Below are 14,896 nucleotides of genomic sequence, written 5' to 3'. Positions count from 1 at the left end.
GAGCCGCGTCAGACCGCCGACAGAAGGCGATGCCTGGTACGGCTCATCCTGGTACTCAGCGAGCCACCTTCGCCCGCAGTCCAGCGGTCGACCCACGGCATAATCAGGGACATGCACGGTAGTCGCGAGTTGCGCGACTTTCTCACCTCCAGGCGGGCGTCACTGACCCCGGAGGAAGTTGGCCTGCCGCCCTCGCACTCGCATCGTCGAGTCAAGGGACTGCGGCGCGAAGAGGTCGCCATCCTGGCCGGGGTCAGTGTCGACTACTACGCGAAGCTCGAGCAGGGCCGGGTCGGCAACATCTCCGAGCAGGTACTGGCCTCGATCGAGGCCGCGCTGCGTCTGGACGAGCTTGAGCGCCAGCACCTGCGGTCCCTGCTGAGCTCCGAGAGCGTCCACACGCCCCACCCCGCGCCGACGGTCAAGGCACGGCCCGCGGCACTCGCGATGATCAACGCGCTCGACCCGGTGCCGGCGGTCATCCACGGCCCCCATCTCGAGGTGCTCGGCATCAACCACGCGGCCAAGGCGCTCCTCGACGATTTCGACGGCATGCCGATCCGGGAGCGCAACATGGCGCGCTGGATGTTCCTCGACCCACGAGCGAAGCAGGTCTATCTCGACTGGGCGGACATCGCTGCTGAGATGGTCGCGATACTGCGGGCTGCGGCGGTCGCCGGTGTCTGCAACGACCGGCTCGTCCAGCTGGTCGGCGAGCTGAGCGTGTCCTCCCCGGAGTTCGCCAGGTTCTGGGCCGACTACCGGCTCTTCGAGCACACCCACGGCAGCAAACGGTTCTTCCACGAGGCCGTCGGCGAGATGCAGCTCAACTACGAGGCCCTTCCACTGCCCGGTGACCACGGACAGACCGTGATCGTCTACACCGCCGACAAGGGCTCCCCCTCGGAGGAGAAGCTCGCGCTGCTCTCCAGCTGGAGCGCCACCCCGATGGAGCCTGATCCCTCAGAGCGAGACCACAACACTGGCGAGTCGGCACACGCCACCGACATGGACGGCACAGCGTGACCGCTCATGGCCCGCCCTATGTGTCAAGAAGGACTCGTTCCTCCGCCGCGGGACTTCGCGACAGCCGGCGACTACTCGGGCGTACTGTCGCGCGAGACCCCTTCACCCCGGCCGGTGATGTGATCGGGGTCACGTAGAATGAGCCCGCCTCAGCGGCATGGCCGGAAGGCAGTCATCCTGCCCTGCCTGGGCCGGCCCGAACTCGACCGGCAAGCCGGCGGACCGCAGTCCATCACCGTCGAGGACTCGATGAGTATGGTGCACCTGTCCACGGGCAGACGACGCCCGGCATCGCCGTACCTGCTCTCGGGGCCCGCGACCATCGCCGGGATCGCGGATGGGTGACACCTACTTCGCCTGATCCTTGGCACCCCCGTTCATCGCGGGCCACGGACTCGTGTGCTTCCTGGGGATCAGCGCGTCGGTTCTCGGCCGGGGAGGCGGGTGGTGATCTCTTGTAGGGTCCAGCCGTTTCCGTCGGGGTCTTCGAAGGAGGCGTAGGACGCGTAGCTGGTGCGGCCGGGGTCGGGACCCGGGATGCGACTCTGCGGGAGGAACGGGCTGCCGGGACCGTGGTAGACCTCGGTCACGTCGATGCCTCGTTCGACGAGCTCTTCGCGGGTGGCCACGATGTCGGAGGTCACCAGCTCCAGGTGCCGCATCGAGCCCGGGGTGGCCATCGGAATGCCTTTGCCGAAGGCGATCGAGGTGTGGCCCGCGCCGGTCGGGGTGATCTGGACGACGCGGAATACGTCGCCGTTCTTGATGTCGGCGTCGAGCCGCCAGCCGAGACGCGTTCGTGGTAGAACTCCAGTGCCTTGTCGACGTCGGAGACGGGGATGCTCACGACCTCGAGGTTTACGTCCATGGTTCTGACTCCTTGTTGTGGCGACTGGCCGCCTACGGTTGCGGCGATTCCCAAGCTCACCTGTTGAGGAGTTGGTCGCACCAGGGCACTCCCTGGACTTGAGCCCTGGTGTGAACTGTCGGCTGGTTACGCCGTCGTGTTGTCCAGCGCTGCGCCGTGGAGCTGCTGTCGTGAGCGGATGTTGAGCTTGGTGAAGACCTTGCGCAGGTGCCATTCGACGGTGCGGGGGCTGATGTAGAGCCGGGTAGCGATCTCCGGGTTGGAGTAGCCGTCGCGGGCGAGTTGGGCGATCTGAGTCTCCTGTGGAGTGAGTGCGGTCGGGACCTCGGCTGTTCGCTTGCGGACCGTCTCGCCGGTGGCGGTCAGCTCGCGTCGGGTCCGTTCGGCGAACGCTTCCATTCCGATCGTGGTGAACATGTCGTACGCCGTGCGCAGTTGGTCACGGGCGTCGACGCGCCGACTCTCCCGGCGTAGCCACTCGCCGTACAACAGGTACGCACGGGCGAGCTCCGGACGGAGCCGGGTGCGGCCAAGCCGTTGGATCGCGTCGCGGTAGAGCGCTTCGGCGGTCTCGCCGGTGTTGAGCAGCGCCTGGCAGCGGGCCTCGATGCCGAGGGCTGCATCGTTGCCGTAGGGGCGAGTACCCGTCGTCAGCCGCTCGAGCGCGTCGCGGGCGAGCTCGGAGTCTCCCGAGCGAGCGGCTGCCTCGACGAGCTCAGGCAGCGTCCACATCGTGTAGAACGGAACGACGCTGTCCGAGCTGGCCTGTCGCGCCGCCGAAGCCGCATCCTCGTAGCGGGCGAGCCCGTTGTACAGGACCGCCGCCGCCCACTGCGCCCAGTCCGCCGCCAGCCCTGGCCCTCCCGCCGACGCCTGCTCGTCCGCGCTCACGATGGCTGCAGTCGCCGCGTCTTCTCGCCCTTGCAGGGCCCGGAGCCTCAGCAGGGAATAGGGAGCGATCGGGATCCCGGTTGCCGCCGCAGTGCTGTCGGTCTCCGCGATGTTCGCGGCGGTACCCGCGAAGTCCCCCATCCAGGAGAGCGCCAGGCCCACCTGAGCGATGTGAAACTGCAGCTCAGACAGCGCGCCGGCATCGCGGACGAGCTGGACCTGCCGAGTGGCCACCGCGTGCATGCCCTCGAAGTCCCAAGTGGCAGCGCAGGCAGCCGGAGCCATCCAGCCCCACCGCAGGACGTCCTCGACCGGCAGCGTGACGAGCACTTTCGCTGCGGCTTGCAAAGGTGCAGCTGCGGCGGTGTGCCCGTCGGTGATCAGTAGAGCGAGGCCGTCGAGCAGGAGGTCGAGGGGACGCGGCGCGGCCGGCGGCGGGGGGAGGGCTTGGATGGCGCGGGAGATGTCCAGCAGGACGCCTAGTCCGGATGACCCCATCAGCGCCGCCGCGCCCCACGCGGCGAGGTAGGTCTCGCGAGCGAGGTCCGGGTCGAACGACTCGACCCGACCGGCGGCCGTCAGCAGCAGCGGCCCTGCGTCGTTGGTGAGACCCGACGCGAAGGCGACGTGGGCCCGCAATAGATCGATCCGGGCACTTTGGAACGGCTCGAGCATCCCCGCCTGTGCCATCCTCAGTAGATCGCGGGTCAGGTCAAAGGCCCCGGCCGCGAGACTTGCTTGTGCCGCGGCCAGCGAACGTTCGGTGCGCCGCACCGGCTCTTGGGTCAGCTCGACCGAGCGCCGTAGGAACGCCGCTGCGGCACTGAACCCACCTCGGGCCTGCGCGCGACCAGCCGACCGCTCGAGCTCGGCGGCTACCTCTTCGTCCGGACCGCGCGCCGCCGACGCAAGATGCCAGGCACGACGGTCCGGGTCGGTGTTCACGTCAGTTGCATAGGCCAAGGCGCGGTGGACGGCCTGGCGTTCCTCCGGCGAGGCAGCTCGGTAGACGGCCGATCGGACCAGTGGATGCTGGAACCTGGTCCGCACGCCGAACTCGACCAACCCCGACGCCTCCGCTGCAACAGCGGCCGCGGCGTCGATCCCCAGCAGGCCGGCCGCCTGCCAGAGCAGGGCTGGGTCGCCCAGCGGCTCTGCGGCCGCAGCGAGCAGCAGTTGACGGCTGTCCGGCGGCAACGGCACCAGCCGCCGGAAGAACGAGTTCTCGATCCGGCCCGTCATCGGCATCGCGCCCGGCAACCCGATCCCGTCGGCGAGTTCGGCGATGGTCCAGGCACGCGGCAGTGCGAGGATCGCCAGCGGGTTGCCGCGGGTCTCGGCGACGAGCCGATCACGGACCCGACTGTCCAGCCGTCCCGGCATCACTGTCGCCAGCAGCGCTCGGGACTCGGCATCACCCAGCCCGTCCACCGTCAACTCCGGCAGCTGTGCCAACTCGGGGACCTCGCTCGGCACGCGCACTGCGATCACCACAGCGATCCGCTCCGCCATCAGGCGGCGTGCGAGGAAGACGATCGTCTGCAGGGAGATTCGATCCAGCCATTGGGCGTCGTCGATCACGCACACCAGCGGCTGACGCTCGCTCGCCTCGGCGAAGAGGTAGAGCGCCCCGAGCCCGACCAGGAACCGATCCGGTGGCGGACCTGCGGTCAGGCCGAAGGCGCCACCCAAGGCGTCACGTTGCGGGGCTGGGATGCCGTCCATCCCATCGAGGAACGGGGCACACAGTTGCTGCAGACCGGCGTACGGAAGTTCCATCTCGGACTCGACACCCGCGACCTGCACCACCCGGCAGCCCGTGGCCCGCTGAGTCAGGTACTCCAGCAGGGAGGTCTTCCCTACGCCGGGCACTCCGCGCACCACCAGTGCGCGGCTGTCACCGCCCCGGACATCGGCGAGAAGCCGATCGAGTTTCTCGCACTCGCTGCGCCGACCGAGCAACGCCGTCACAGCACCGCGGCTCGTCATAGCAGGCATCATCGCCCGCCGATGGAGTTTGCACATCACAAGGCTCCAATGGGCGTCGGTCGCGGACCAGGGTGTGCACCCAGGGTTGTCACCGGCGCGACCCGCCCGCGCGCCGCGCGACGCTCGGGACACAAACCGAGCATCCGGCCCATGGCCGGATTCCGAGGGAGGCACGGCATGACTCTTGACTACTATCCGTGGTGGCTGGACAAGCTGGCCGACGACGTCACGGGGCAGGGTGCGTTCATCGACGGCGGGCCTATTCAGGGCCCTGAAGCCGTTCGTTCGGTGGTGACGGCCGCTCGCGGTCTCTACGAGTTCCAGGACTTCAGCTTCACCGGCGACTACGGCGACAACGGCTTCCTCGAGGAGTACACGACCCAGGTCCGCGGCGAACCCCTCTACGTTGTCGTCACGGTGACCCGCAACGCCGCCGGCGAGGCCCAGAAGGTCGTGGTGAACCACCGGCCACGCAACACGATGCTGCGTTTCTCCCGCCTGATGTACGAGGAGTTCGCCGGTACCCCGCTGGCCAAGCACTTCCTGGCCGATGGTGCGTTGCCGGTTGCGGAGGGAGGTGCGACATGAGCTCCGGAGGAAACACGCATCAGGGCACCGGCTACTACTACCCATGGTGGCTGGACAAGCTGGCCGACGACGTCACCCTGGAGGGTGGCGCGATGAACGGGACTGCGCGCGGCCCGGAGGCCGTTCGGGCGATCGTGGTGAAGGCTCGCGAGCTGTACGAGTTCCAGGACTTCAAGTACGCCGGTGACTACGGCGAGGTCGGCTTCCTCGAGGATTACGCCGCGTCGGTCCAAGGCGAGCCACTCGGCGTGGTCGTCGCGGGTACCCCCAACGCCGAGTTCTTCCTCGCCGAAGAGTCGTAAGACCCCGCCAAAGGGTCGCGCCACCTCGGATCGGGGACGGCGCGACCCACTCGATACTGCGTTTCCTACTTCAGTTCGCCGAAGTGGGCGCTCCACAGTTGGCTGTCCGGCAGCGTGCCGCCACGGAACTGGAGGCGGCGCGTGTGGATCTGCAGTAGGTGGTTGTGGCCTGCGCTTCCGCCGGGCGGGAGGTCCATCGCGAACGGGTGCCGGAAGTCGGTCGTCGAGGCGTTGATGATGGGGAAGAACCCCGGCGCCGGCGAGAGGTCGGGAGCGAGGATCCAGACCGTCGTACCGGGGACGCTGCACGGCTGCAGGGTGAGGCCCTCGTTCTGGTACGCAACTCTCGCCACGCCCACGCACAGACCACTCGGGACTCCGAGCGGTGCATATTCTTGCTGCACGGCCCGGAGGCTGCCGTAGTGCTGATTCGCCGCGGCGGACACCATGCCTGCCGCGTAGAAATCGGCGACCGTTCCCCCGTGCGGAATGATGTCTTCCGAAGCGTCAGAGCCATGGACCTCCTTGAGGATCACCGGCGTGCCGACTCGGGCAACTCCGCCCAGGATGTCCTCGACAAAGTTGGGTTGGGCCGGCGTTCCGAGCTTCTTGCTGAAGATGGAGATACACGCTGCGCCGCACTGCGGGGTGGCGGCGCTCGCGAAGACCGTCCCCGCCGTGGTTAGGCCGCCGATCGTGGTCAGCGCCGCCGCGGCAGTCAGCACCTTGCGCTTCAAGGACATGGCAGTTCCTTTCGTGAACCGCAGCCGCACCGACGCACGGCTGGTGTGCTGGTCTCGGGACGAGGGCCCTCGCACCCGTTAGCACCGGCTCACGGTCGCGCAGGAGGCCGTCCGGCCGCGCCCGTGAATCCCCGGGCCTTGACGCGGGCGTACGCGGAGTCACACAGAGACCCGGGAATGACCAGTGGATCCCAGGGCGCGACAGCAGCGAACCCTGCAGGACGGTATTGGCGTGGCGCTCCCGTAGCCGCGACCAACCTCCCGACATCGAACCGAGGCACGCTGATGACCAGGTCAACACCCCACGCGGCAAGCGCCAACCTGCTGGCCCTGTTCGCGGTACCACTCGGTCTGGCGGGCGTCGGCGGCGTATGGCAAACAGCGCACGCCGCGCTGTCGGCCCCGGCGTGGCCGGCGGAACTGCTGTTCGGCATCAGCGTGGCACTGTGGGCCGCGCTGACCGCGACCTACTTCGTCGGCGGTCTACGCCGGCCGGGCACCTTCACCGCCGACCGCACGCACGCGATCTACGGCCCGTTCGCGGCGTACATACCGATCATCGGGATTATGCTCGCCGCCCACTACGAGCAATACGCCCGCGTTGCAGGGCGTACCGCGGTCGCCGTCTTCATGGTTGCCCTCATAGTCATCGTCGCGCAACTGCTGGCCCATTGGCTCCTGGGCAATCTGCTGATCGCGACCTTCCACCCCGGCTACTTCCTGCCGACCGTTGCCGGCGCGTTCATCGCCAGCATCGGGCTCAGTGCCAGCGGCTGGCACCGGGTCGCGCAGGGCGCGTTCGGCGTCGGTGTGTTCTTCTGGCTCAGCATCGGCACACTGATTTTCCATCGCCTGTTCACTGGCGCCCCGCTGCCCGATGCCATCAAACCGTCGCTGTCCGTTCTGTTGTCTCCGCCGGCGGTCGCCGGCATCGCCTGGCTCATCCTCACCAACGGGCAGATCGACACCGTCGCCGCCACACTGCTCGGCATCCTGCTCATGATGGTGCTGGTCCAGGTCTTGTTCTTCAGCGAGTACCGGCACCTGTCGTTCACGCTGAGCTTCTGGGCCTTCACCTTCCCCGTGGCAGCCTCCGCCAACTTCGTCATGCTGTGGGTCCACGCCGAGCAGTCCCCCTTCTGGCGAGCCTGGTCCTGGACGCTGGTCGGGGTGACAACCGCATTCGTCCTCGCGCTTACTGCAGCCTCCATTGCGGACCGCATGGGCAACAGGCCCGCCGCGGAACGCTCCCCGCTCAGGGGCACCACTCGACGTACCGGCTAGGCAGCCCCAGCCTTCCGACACCGTGGAGCGCCCCGGGTTTGATGCCGCATCTTTCTGAGTTGGAAGGATGTGCACTATGCCGAAGAAGATCGATCCTGAGGTCCGGTCTCGTGCTGGGCGACTGGTCAATGACCATCTGGCGGAGTACTCGTCGCTGACGGCCGCGTCGGCTGCGGTGGCCAAGCAGGTCGGGGTCAGCAATGAGACGGTGCGGCGGTGGGTGCTGCAGGCCCAGGTCGACGGGGGGCAGCGGCGGCGCTCCATGAGTGAGGGACTGGCCGAGATCAAGGCCCTGAAGGCCAAGGTTCGGCGACTGGAGGAGGACAACGCGATCCTCAAGGCTGCGACGGTCTTGTTCGTCGGGGAGCTCGACCCCGCAACCGCTGATCATGGGTTTCATCGACGCAATGAGAGCCGAAGGTCACGCGGTCGAGCTGATCATCGATGGTTGATGAACGCGCAGGTCATAGACACATTCGCACCGACGGAGGCCGGCGGCGTCCAAACCACGCCAAGATCCTAGACATCTTCGAGGGAACCCAACAGATCCAGCAACTCATCGTCGCCCGCAGGCTGCTAGGGAAGACGTCCGCTGAGCTGAAATAGCCTGGCCTGTAAGGGATTTCTGCGTGGTGTGCAGGGCTTTCAGAGCAGGCTGGGACCGTCGTCCAGTTCGTCGTACCCGGCCGTTCGATCGTGCTTGCTCCGTCCTTGCTCCGTCCCTGCTCCTTCAGCCGCGAAGCAAGGCGCTCCAGTCGTGTAGACGCCTGCTTGGAGCGCTTCGCCGAACGCACCGTCATGGACCCGGCCGCCAGGCGTGGATCCCCTGAGAAGGCCTGCGCCGATGTACCTGGTAGCAGGCACATCGGCTTCCGGTCAGCGGGCTGATGGGATTGGCGCCCACCTGGACGACACGACCCGCCAGGAGAGCGATGCTCGTGACGTGAGATCCCTGTGCCAAACCGAGGACCTGAGGGACCGCTTCGAAGCCGAGGCGGTTCCGCTGCTGCCTCGCCTGCGGGTCGCGGCCCTGCGGCTGACCAGGAATCACGCCGATGCGGACGATCTGCTGCAGGAGACATACCTGCGCGCATACCGCGGCTTCGCGCGCTTCGAGCGCGGCACGAATCTGACCGGCTGGCTGTACCGGATCTTGCGGAACACGTTCATCAACAGCTACCGGAAGCGCCAGCACGAACCGATGACCGTTCCCCACGACTCGTGGCACCTCGACGTTGCCCAGGGCCACGTCGAGCCGTCCGTCGAAGCCACCGTGATCGACTCGATCGCAGACGAACGCCTGGTGGAGGCGCTCTCGTCGCTGCCCGAGCGGTACCGGCGGGTGCTTCTGCTGTACGACGTCGACGGCTTCAGCTACCTGGAGATCGCCGAGATCGTCGGCATTCCCCGCGGAACCGTGACGTCACGGCTCCATCGGGGCCGACGGACCCTCAGGGAGCGGATGCAGCCGGCTGCCGACGGCCAGTATCTGGCTACCTGATTATGGCTCGTTCAGACGCAGCGGAGGGTGCCGTCGGCGCCCGCCGAGGTCCAGCACGCGATGGAGCTGCTGGCGACCGGTCAGCGGATCGGCTACCTGCTGAAGAGCCGCGTGACGGATGTGGACGACTTCATCGAGCGCTGGACCGGATCGTGAGGGGCGGTTCGGCGAGGGACGGAGAACGATCTTTCGCGCAGTAGAAAGTCACCTCGGGGAACGACCGTTCTCCACTATTGAAAGGAAAGAGCTATGGCTGGAATCACCGTCGGGCAGGAGAACAGCGCGGCGATCGAACTTCATTACGAGGACCACGGTTCGGGGCAGCCGGTGGTGCTGATCCACGGCTACCCGCTCAACGGGGCGTCGTGGGAGAAGCAGGAGCGGGCTCTCCTCGTGGCGGGGTACCGGGTCATCACCTACGACCGGCGCGGGTTCGGCAAGTCCAGCCAGCCCACCGTCGGCTACGACTACGACACCTTCGCCGCCGACCTGGACAAGCTGCTGAGCCACCTCGACCTCACCGACGCCGTGCTGGTGGGGTTCTCGATGGGCAGCGGTGAGGTCACCCGCTACCTCGGTACCTACGGGTCCGCGCGGGTCGCCAAGGCCGTGCTGATGGGCGCGATCCCGCCGTATCTGCTGAAGACCGACGATAACCTCGCGGGCGTCGACCAGGCGGTCTTCGACGGCATCAAGGCGGCGGTGCTGGCCGACCGGCCGGCCTACTTCAAGGACTTCCTCGACAACTTCTACAACGTCGACGTGCTCGGCGGCACCAAGATCAGCGAGCAGGCGTGGCAGAACAGCTTCGCCGTGGCCATCGGCGCGTCGCCGTACGCCGCCTACGCCTGCGTCGACACCTGGCTCACCGACTTCCGCGACGACCTGCCGAAGATCGACGTCCCGACGCTGCTCGTCCACGGCGACGCTGACCGGATCCTCCCGTACGAGGCGACCGCCGCACGCCTGCCGGGACTGATCAAGGACCTCACCTTCGTCACCGTCGAAGGCGGCCCGCACAACATCGCCTGGACACACCCGGACGAGGTCAACACCGCACTGCTCGACTTCCTGGCCAAGTAGCCACCGACCACGCGGTGCAGCGACCTGTACCGCGAACAGACAGGAGCAACGATGACCACGACCACCTCTACGACCGGTAGACCACCGCAGTACCAGAGCGTTCGGCTATCTCGCCTTGCCTGGGAAGGACTGATTCGGTGAGCACCCAGCCCAAGCCTTCGACACCCGAGCAGACCCTCCGCGACCGCCGGACCGTACTGCGCGGCGCGGCCGTGATCGGGCTTGCGGGAGCGGCTATTCCGGTCATCGCCGCGTGCACCGGCGGCGGCGACGCGGGCGGTAGCACCACCGCCAGCGCACCCGCGGGCGGTGCACAGGCCGCCGGCGCCGGGCTGGCGGCGACCTCGGAGATCCCGGTCGGCGGCGGCAAGGTGTTCGGCGACGCCAAGGTGGTCGTGACACAGCCGACCTCGGGCCAGTTCAAGGGCTTCTCGGCGGTCTGCACGCACCAGGGGTGCATCGTCGCGGACGTCGCCGACGGCACGATCAACTGCGCCTGCCACGGCAGCAAGTTCAAGATCGCGGACGGCTCGGTGGCCAACGGCCCGGCGAGCAGGCCGCTGCCGGCCGCCGACATCACCGTGCAGGGCGGCCAGATCACAGGCCCCGCGAGCTGAGCCGTGCCGAACCGCCCGCCCCCACTGGCCAGGCCTGTCCGGTGACCCGCCCGGCGTCGCCGGCGAACAGCAGCCTGTTCGGCCACCCGATACCCAGACTCTGCACCCGTTGGAGGCGTCAATGTTCGGCCGCTTCGGTGACCTTCCTTTGCACGTGCTCGTGATCCACCTTGCCGTGGTGCTGTGATGAGGAGGCGATCAAGCGCGCGGTCGCGTTCGCAGCCGGGGACGGCCGACTCGACTAGGCCGTCAACAGCGCCGGCGTCGACGGAGGCAACGACGCGCATCCGCTGATGGACTACCGATCGTCAACATCTCGTCCGGCGCTGGTCTGACCGGCGTGCAGGGCTACTCCGGCTACGTGTCCTCCAAGCACGCGGAAATCGGCCTGACCAAGAGCGCTGCACTCGACTACGCCGACCGTAACGTGCGCGTCAACGCGGTGTGCCCTGGCCTGGCGAGCACGCCCTGATCGCGGAAATGGTCACCGAGAGGTCGAGCTACGTCACCGGCGTCGCACTCGCCGTCGACGGCGGCTACACCGCGCGCTGAACCCATTCGAACCTCCAAGAAGGAATCATGAGCACAGACAAGAACATCGCCGGCGCCGTCACCATCGGCGGTGACCTCACCGTCGCGAACATCGGCTACGGCGCGATGCAGCTCACCGGCCCGAAGGTCTGGGGCGAGTACCCCGACCACGACAAGGGCATAGCACTGCTACGCGAGGTCGTCGCTGAGGGCGTAACCTTCATCGACACCGCCGACGTGTACGGGCCGCACTCCAATGAAGAGCTCATCAAGGAGGCACTGCACCCCTACCCGGACAACCTCGTCATCGCATCGAAGGGCGGCTTCCTCCGCGGCGGCCCCGAATACAGCGACATGGGCGCGACGGGTAACAAGTGGTATCTGCGTCAGGCCGCATACATGAGCATGCGGCGCCTTGGCGTCGACCGGATCGACCTCTACTACCTGCACACGCCTGCGTTCACCGATGCCCCTTTTGAGCAGGCAGTCGAGACGTTGGCCGGGATGAAGCAAGACGGACTGATCCGCCATATCGGCCTGTCCAACGTCAGCGCCGATCAGCTCCTTTCGGCTCTGGCGATCGCGGACATCGCCGCGGTCACGGTGCACTACAACGTCGCCGTCCGCCTCGGTGCGGCGGTGCGCGCGGTCGCAGAGGACAAGGGCATTGTGTTCTCGCCCTGGCATCCTGGCGCGGTCCCCGGCGGCGATGACGGCGCGCCATTCCACGCCGTCATCGACCCGATCGCGGCGAAGTACGACGCCACCCCACAGCAGATCGCCCTTGCCTGGCAACTTCACCGCACACCCAATGCGCTGCCGATTCCTGGCACGACGAGCCTGCAACACTTGAAGGAGAACCTGGCCGCCGCGCGCATCCAGCTTGCCGACGAGGAGGTCGCCGCGATCACCGCACTGGCCTCCGAGCAATCCTGAGCTTGAAGGGAGGCCGTTCCATGTCCCTGTCGACCACAGCATCGCGGTTCCACACGTGCCTCCCGAGTGGCCAGGGGCGGCGCGGTCAGGCGACCTCGGCGGGGAGCTCGACGTGCCGCGACGTTCCCTCGCCGTGCGGGCTCGCGATCGCGATCGTTTCGCCGAGCGCCTCTGTGCGATCCTTGAGTCCGATCAGACCCGAGCTTCGGGCCGGCTCGGCTCCGCCGACGCCGTCGTCTTGAATTCTCAGGTCGAGGATGCCGTGGCGGGCCTCGACATGGACCGTCGCAACCGATGCGAGGGCGTGTTTGGCCACATTCGCGAGCGCCTCCGAGACGACGTAGTACGCCGCCACCTCGACGCGCTCCGCCAGCCGCCCGTCGACACTCACATCCAGCGTGGTGGGGACGGCCGAGCGTCGGGCGAGCATCTTGAGTGCGGGGCCGAGACCGCCCTCCGACAGGACGGCGGGGTGGCGCCCGCGAGGCGGCGAGGTCCGAGCGCGCCTCGAGGTTCGAGATGGCCGTCGCAACCAGCTGCGTGAACTCCCCGACGCGAGACTCGGGTTTTCGGCGGCAGCGGCTCGGGTCACAGGGACAAGGCGCTCATCACGCCCCACAGGCTCCCCTGGACGACGACCAGGCGTCGGGCGATCGCCACGGAGACCGCGACCCCGATCGCGAACGGCGTCACTGCCAGGCCGGAGCAGCCCCGCGCGGAGCGAGGCACCATCGTCGAGCTGCGTTGCGTGGTGGGTGATGGAACCGGCGCTACGGCTCGGGCGACACAATGCCGGCCGGGCCTTCGAGTGGGATCTTGACCAGCACCGTGGTCCCGTAGCCGGCGGGGCTGGTGACCTGCAGAGTGCCGCCAAGCGCTTCGATTCGATCGCTGAGCCCGAGCAGTCCGGACCCCTGGTCGAGGTCGACTCCGCCGATGCCGTCGTCGCGGATCGCCAGTTGCAAGGTCGCGTCCTGGGTGTCGACTTCGACCTGCACGACGGATGCGTGCGCGTGTTTGGCGGCGTTGGTCAACGCTTCTGAGACCACGTAGTACGCGGCGACCTCGACTGGCTCTGCCAGCCGTCGCTCGGTGTGCAGGTCGAGCTCGACCGGTACCGCCGAACGGCGCCGTAGCGCTAGGAGTGCCGGCTTCAGCCCGCCTTCGGACAGGATCGCGGGGTGAATGCCGTGGGAGATCTCGCGCAACTCGTCGAACACGCTGCTGAGCCCGTCGGCGACGCGCGCTAGCGCACCTTCGAGCTCGTCGAGCTGCGGGGGCACTGTCGCCTGCGCCGCGCGCAGCTCCAGACCGAGCGAGACGAGCTGCTGTTGGATGCCGTCGTGCAGATCGCGCTCGATCCGCTTACGCGTCTGATCGGCGGTCGCGACGATCCGCGCCCGCGAGGCCATCAGCTCGGCGCGGCTCTGCGCGTTCGCGATCGCGGTCGCCATCAGCTCGGTGAAGTTGGCCAGGCGCGCCTCGATGTCCGCCGGCAGCGGCTGCTTCGACGTCCCGCCCGCGATCAGCAGACCCCAGAGGCGCCCCTCGACGATGACCGGCGCCCCGACGCCTGAGCCGATTCCCTCCGGCCGGGCTGCACCAATCGAGCCGGAGGCATCGGGAAGGTGGAGCCGGGCCGGACGGCCGGTCTCGAAAACGAGCGTGGCGAGGTTCTTCCCGCCAAGGGCCCACCGGCTGCCAACGGGGAAGCCGTCGGCTACCCGGCCCGAGCCGGCCACGATGGTCAACGTGCCGTCGGGCTCATAGCGGCCCATGGCCACGTATTCGACCGAAAACAGGTTACCGGCCTCCTCGACAACGGCCGCGAACAACTCCTCCGGCGGCACCCCGCGCGCCACCAGCGTCGCGACCCGCCGCAACGCCGCCTGCTCCTCGGCCAGCACGCGCAACTGCTCACCGCTCAACCGCTCTCGCCATCCCCTCCCGACCGCGCGCCGCACGCAAAAGCGCCGCCACCGCCGGCTCCCGCACGCGTCGCGGCGACATCCGCGGCAAGTCGGCGGGAACCGGCAGCGTACCGCCGTCGTGCCCGGCCCAACGCGGTTCGCCTGCTGTTCGCCGACCTGTCCCGGCCTCTCACAAGCACAGTTCAGCAGGCATCACCGACTCCCACAAGCGCGCGCAAGGTGGCGCGGCAGCCAGGTCAGTAGGTCGGTCCCGAGCGATTCGATGAGCTCGTCACCCCAGATCGACAGTGCGCGTTGCCAAGGATGGCCGAAGGTTCCCCACCGCTGCCTGCCAAGGATGAACTGCGGTTGAGAAGCTGTCTTCCAGGACTGCAACGGAAGGAACGCCGATGAACGCAGGCAACGATCAGGTACGGCGACGCAACGTCGACCTGGTGAGACATGCCGAGGCGGCTGTCGAGGTGCTGGAGACGACCGTAAATCACCGCGAACCGTTGCACGATCTGGTGCCTGCGCAACGAGCCGGGTCGCTTTCCTGGCTGTCGGTTATGGCCAGCATTCGCTGAGCCAGGCGCTGACATGCGAGCCGCACTCGCTCGCCGGTGC

Annotated in this window: 20 protein-coding genes; 13 read left to right on the top strand and 7 right to left on the bottom strand. The window is 67.8% G+C overall.

Annotated elements, in window-relative coordinates; translation table 11 throughout:
- Window positions 1-111 precede the first annotated feature (111 nt).
- Window positions 112-1,026 (top strand): helix-turn-helix transcriptional regulator, encoded by a 915-nt coding sequence (locus tag ACXC9Q_RS22700; protein WP_457058640.1) that lies wholly within the window; start codon window positions 112-114, stop codon window positions 1,024-1,026.
- Window positions 1,027-1,164: 138 nt separating this feature from the next.
- The gene (locus ACXC9Q_RS22695) at window positions 1,165-1,371 is read left to right on the top strand and encodes a hypothetical protein (protein WP_457058639.1); all 207 of its coding nucleotides are present in this window, start codon (window positions 1,165-1,167) and stop codon (window positions 1,369-1,371) included.
- Window positions 1,372-1,439: 68 nt separating this feature from the next.
- On the opposite strand, the gene ACXC9Q_RS22690 is transcribed toward ACXC9Q_RS22695, so the two are convergent.
- Window positions 1,440-1,706 carry a VOC family protein gene (locus ACXC9Q_RS22690; RefSeq protein WP_457058638.1) on the bottom strand — a complete coding sequence of 89 codons (267 nt, stop codon included), beginning with the start codon at window positions 1,704-1,706 and terminating at the stop codon, window positions 1,440-1,442.
- Window positions 1,707-2,020: 314 nt separating this feature from the next.
- Window positions 2,021-4,774 (bottom strand): helix-turn-helix transcriptional regulator, encoded by a 2,754-nt coding sequence (locus ACXC9Q_RS22685; protein ID WP_457058637.1) that lies wholly within the window; start codon window positions 4,772-4,774, stop codon window positions 2,021-2,023.
- Window positions 4,775-4,951: 177 nt separating this feature from the next.
- Here ACXC9Q_RS22685 and ACXC9Q_RS22680 point away from each other — a divergent pair, with 177 nt between their 5' ends.
- The gene (locus ACXC9Q_RS22680; protein ID WP_457058636.1) at window positions 4,952-5,362 is read left to right on the top strand and encodes a hypothetical protein; all 411 of its coding nucleotides are present in this window, start codon (window positions 4,952-4,954) and stop codon (window positions 5,360-5,362) included.
- Complete coding sequence (locus ACXC9Q_RS22675) at window positions 5,359-5,664, top strand: hypothetical protein (RefSeq protein WP_457058635.1); 306 nt, start codon at window positions 5,359-5,361, stop codon at window positions 5,662-5,664. Before ACXC9Q_RS22680 ends, ACXC9Q_RS22675 begins: the two co-directional genes overlap by 4 nt.
- Window positions 5,665-5,729: 65 nt before the next feature.
- Here ACXC9Q_RS22675 and ACXC9Q_RS22670 read toward each other — a convergent pair whose 3' ends face one another.
- Window positions 5,730-6,407 (bottom strand): hypothetical protein, encoded by a 678-nt coding sequence (locus ACXC9Q_RS22670; RefSeq protein WP_457058634.1) that lies wholly within the window; start codon window positions 6,405-6,407, stop codon window positions 5,730-5,732.
- Window positions 6,408-6,692: 285 nt separating this feature from the next.
- Here ACXC9Q_RS22670 and ACXC9Q_RS22665 point away from each other — a divergent pair, with 285 nt between their 5' ends.
- The 8 genes from ACXC9Q_RS22665 to ACXC9Q_RS22630 all read left to right on the top strand — a co-directional run bounded on the left by ACXC9Q_RS22665 (window position 6,693) and on the right by ACXC9Q_RS22630 (window position 12,359).
- Window positions 6,693-7,691, top strand: coding sequence for an SLAC1 family transporter (locus ACXC9Q_RS22665; protein WP_457058633.1), 999 nt, complete (start codon window positions 6,693-6,695; stop codon window positions 7,689-7,691).
- A gap of 76 nt (window positions 7,692-7,767) precedes the next feature.
- Window positions 7,768-8,214 (top strand): transposase, encoded by a 447-nt coding sequence (locus tag ACXC9Q_RS22660; protein WP_457058631.1) that lies wholly within the window; start codon window positions 7,768-7,770, stop codon window positions 8,212-8,214.
- Between the two features lie 420 nt (window positions 8,215-8,634).
- A complete protein-coding gene (locus ACXC9Q_RS22655; RefSeq protein WP_457058630.1) occupies window positions 8,635-9,192 on the top strand; it encodes a sigma-70 family RNA polymerase sigma factor in 558 nt (185 codons plus the stop codon).
- Between the two features lie 27 nt (window positions 9,193-9,219).
- Window positions 9,220-9,348: a hypothetical protein gene (locus ACXC9Q_RS22650; protein WP_457058629.1), complete on the top strand. Its 129-nt coding sequence runs from the start codon at window positions 9,220-9,222 to the stop codon at window positions 9,346-9,348.
- A gap of 93 nt (window positions 9,349-9,441) precedes the next feature.
- The gene (locus ACXC9Q_RS22645) at window positions 9,442-10,275 is read left to right on the top strand and encodes an alpha/beta fold hydrolase (RefSeq protein WP_457058628.1); all 834 of its coding nucleotides are present in this window, start codon (window positions 9,442-9,444) and stop codon (window positions 10,273-10,275) included.
- Between the two features lie 137 nt (window positions 10,276-10,412).
- The gene (locus tag ACXC9Q_RS22640) at window positions 10,413-10,892 is read left to right on the top strand and encodes a Rieske (2Fe-2S) protein (RefSeq protein ID WP_457058627.1); all 480 of its coding nucleotides are present in this window, start codon (window positions 10,413-10,415) and stop codon (window positions 10,890-10,892) included.
- Between the two features lie 340 nt (window positions 10,893-11,232).
- Window positions 11,233-11,364, top strand: a complete 132-nt coding sequence (locus ACXC9Q_RS22635; protein ID WP_457058626.1) for an SDR family NAD(P)-dependent oxidoreductase — start codon at window positions 11,233-11,235, stop codon at window positions 11,362-11,364.
- Between the two features lie 107 nt (window positions 11,365-11,471).
- Entirely contained in the window at window positions 11,472-12,359 is an 888-nt protein-coding gene (locus ACXC9Q_RS22630) for an aldo/keto reductase (protein ID WP_457058625.1), read from the top strand.
- A gap of 85 nt (window positions 12,360-12,444) precedes the next feature.
- On the opposite strand, the gene ACXC9Q_RS22625 is transcribed toward ACXC9Q_RS22630, so the two are convergent.
- The 4 genes from ACXC9Q_RS22625 to ACXC9Q_RS22610 all read right to left on the bottom strand — a co-directional run bounded on the left by ACXC9Q_RS22625 (window position 12,445) and on the right by ACXC9Q_RS22610 (window position 14,665).
- Window positions 12,445-12,789, bottom strand: a complete 345-nt coding sequence (locus tag ACXC9Q_RS22625; protein WP_457058624.1) for a sensor histidine kinase — start codon at window positions 12,787-12,789, stop codon at window positions 12,445-12,447.
- A gap of 158 nt (window positions 12,790-12,947) precedes the next feature.
- Window positions 12,948-13,091 carry a hypothetical protein gene (locus tag ACXC9Q_RS22620; protein ID WP_457058623.1) on the bottom strand — a complete coding sequence of 48 codons (144 nt, stop codon included), beginning with the start codon at window positions 13,089-13,091 and terminating at the stop codon, window positions 12,948-12,950.
- Window positions 13,092-13,129: 38 nt separating this feature from the next.
- Window positions 13,130-14,266 (bottom strand): GAF domain-containing sensor histidine kinase, encoded by a 1,137-nt coding sequence (locus ACXC9Q_RS22615; RefSeq protein ID WP_457058622.1) that lies wholly within the window; start codon window positions 14,264-14,266, stop codon window positions 13,130-13,132.
- Window positions 14,267-14,482: 216 nt separating this feature from the next.
- Window positions 14,483-14,665 (bottom strand): DUF2716 domain-containing protein, encoded by a 183-nt coding sequence (locus ACXC9Q_RS22610; RefSeq protein ID WP_457058621.1) that lies wholly within the window; start codon window positions 14,663-14,665, stop codon window positions 14,483-14,485.
- A gap of 14 nt (window positions 14,666-14,679) precedes the next feature.
- On the opposite strand from ACXC9Q_RS22610, the gene ACXC9Q_RS22605 reads away from it, so the two are divergent.
- The gene (locus ACXC9Q_RS22605) at window positions 14,680-14,856 is read left to right on the top strand and encodes a hypothetical protein (RefSeq protein ID WP_457058620.1); all 177 of its coding nucleotides are present in this window, start codon (window positions 14,680-14,682) and stop codon (window positions 14,854-14,856) included.
- The last annotated feature ends 40 nt before the right edge of the window (window positions 14,857-14,896 follow it).

The organism is Kribbella sp. CWNU-51, from assembly GCF_054073265.1.
Note: the sequence above shows the minus strand (reverse complement) of the source record. Positions and strands in the feature narration are given on the sequence as shown.

Excerpts from the sequence above, each read along its gene's own strand:
- ACXC9Q_RS22700 (WP_457058640.1), top strand. The coding sequence starts at position 112 with ATGCACGGTAGTCGCGAGTTGCGCGACTTTCTCACCTCCAGGCGGGCG.
- ACXC9Q_RS22695 (WP_457058639.1), top strand. The coding sequence starts at position 1,165 with ATGAGCCCGCCTCAGCGGCATGGCCGGAAGGCAGTCATCCTGCCCTGC.
- ACXC9Q_RS22690 (WP_457058638.1), bottom strand. The coding sequence starts at position 1,706 with ATGGCCACCCCGGGCTCGATGCGGCACCTGGAGCTGGTGACCTCCGAC.
- ACXC9Q_RS22685 (WP_457058637.1), bottom strand. The coding sequence starts at position 4,774 with ATGACGAGCCGCGGTGCTGTGACGGCGTTGCTCGGTCGGCGCAGCGAG.
- ACXC9Q_RS22680 (WP_457058636.1), top strand. The coding sequence starts at position 4,952 with ATGACTCTTGACTACTATCCGTGGTGGCTGGACAAGCTGGCCGACGAC.
- ACXC9Q_RS22675 (WP_457058635.1), top strand. The coding sequence starts at position 5,359 with ATGAGCTCCGGAGGAAACACGCATCAGGGCACCGGCTACTACTACCCA.
- ACXC9Q_RS22670 (WP_457058634.1), bottom strand. The coding sequence starts at position 6,407 with ATGTCCTTGAAGCGCAAGGTGCTGACTGCCGCGGCGGCGCTGACCACG.
- ACXC9Q_RS22665 (WP_457058633.1), top strand. The coding sequence starts at position 6,693 with ATGACCAGGTCAACACCCCACGCGGCAAGCGCCAACCTGCTGGCCCTG.
- ACXC9Q_RS22660 (WP_457058631.1), top strand. The coding sequence starts at position 7,768 with ATGCCGAAGAAGATCGATCCTGAGGTCCGGTCTCGTGCTGGGCGACTG.
- ACXC9Q_RS22645 (WP_457058628.1), top strand. The coding sequence starts at position 9,442 with ATGGCTGGAATCACCGTCGGGCAGGAGAACAGCGCGGCGATCGAACTT.
- ACXC9Q_RS22630 (WP_457058625.1), top strand. The coding sequence starts at position 11,472 with ATGAGCACAGACAAGAACATCGCCGGCGCCGTCACCATCGGCGGTGAC.
- ACXC9Q_RS22625 (WP_457058624.1), bottom strand. The coding sequence starts at position 12,789 with ATGCTCGCCCGACGCTCGGCCGTCCCCACCACGCTGGATGTGAGTGTC.
- ACXC9Q_RS22620 (WP_457058623.1), bottom strand. The coding sequence starts at position 13,091 with ATGGTGCCTCGCTCCGCGCGGGGCTGCTCCGGCCTGGCAGTGACGCCG.
- ACXC9Q_RS22605 (WP_457058620.1), top strand. The coding sequence starts at position 14,680 with ATGAACGCAGGCAACGATCAGGTACGGCGACGCAACGTCGACCTGGTG.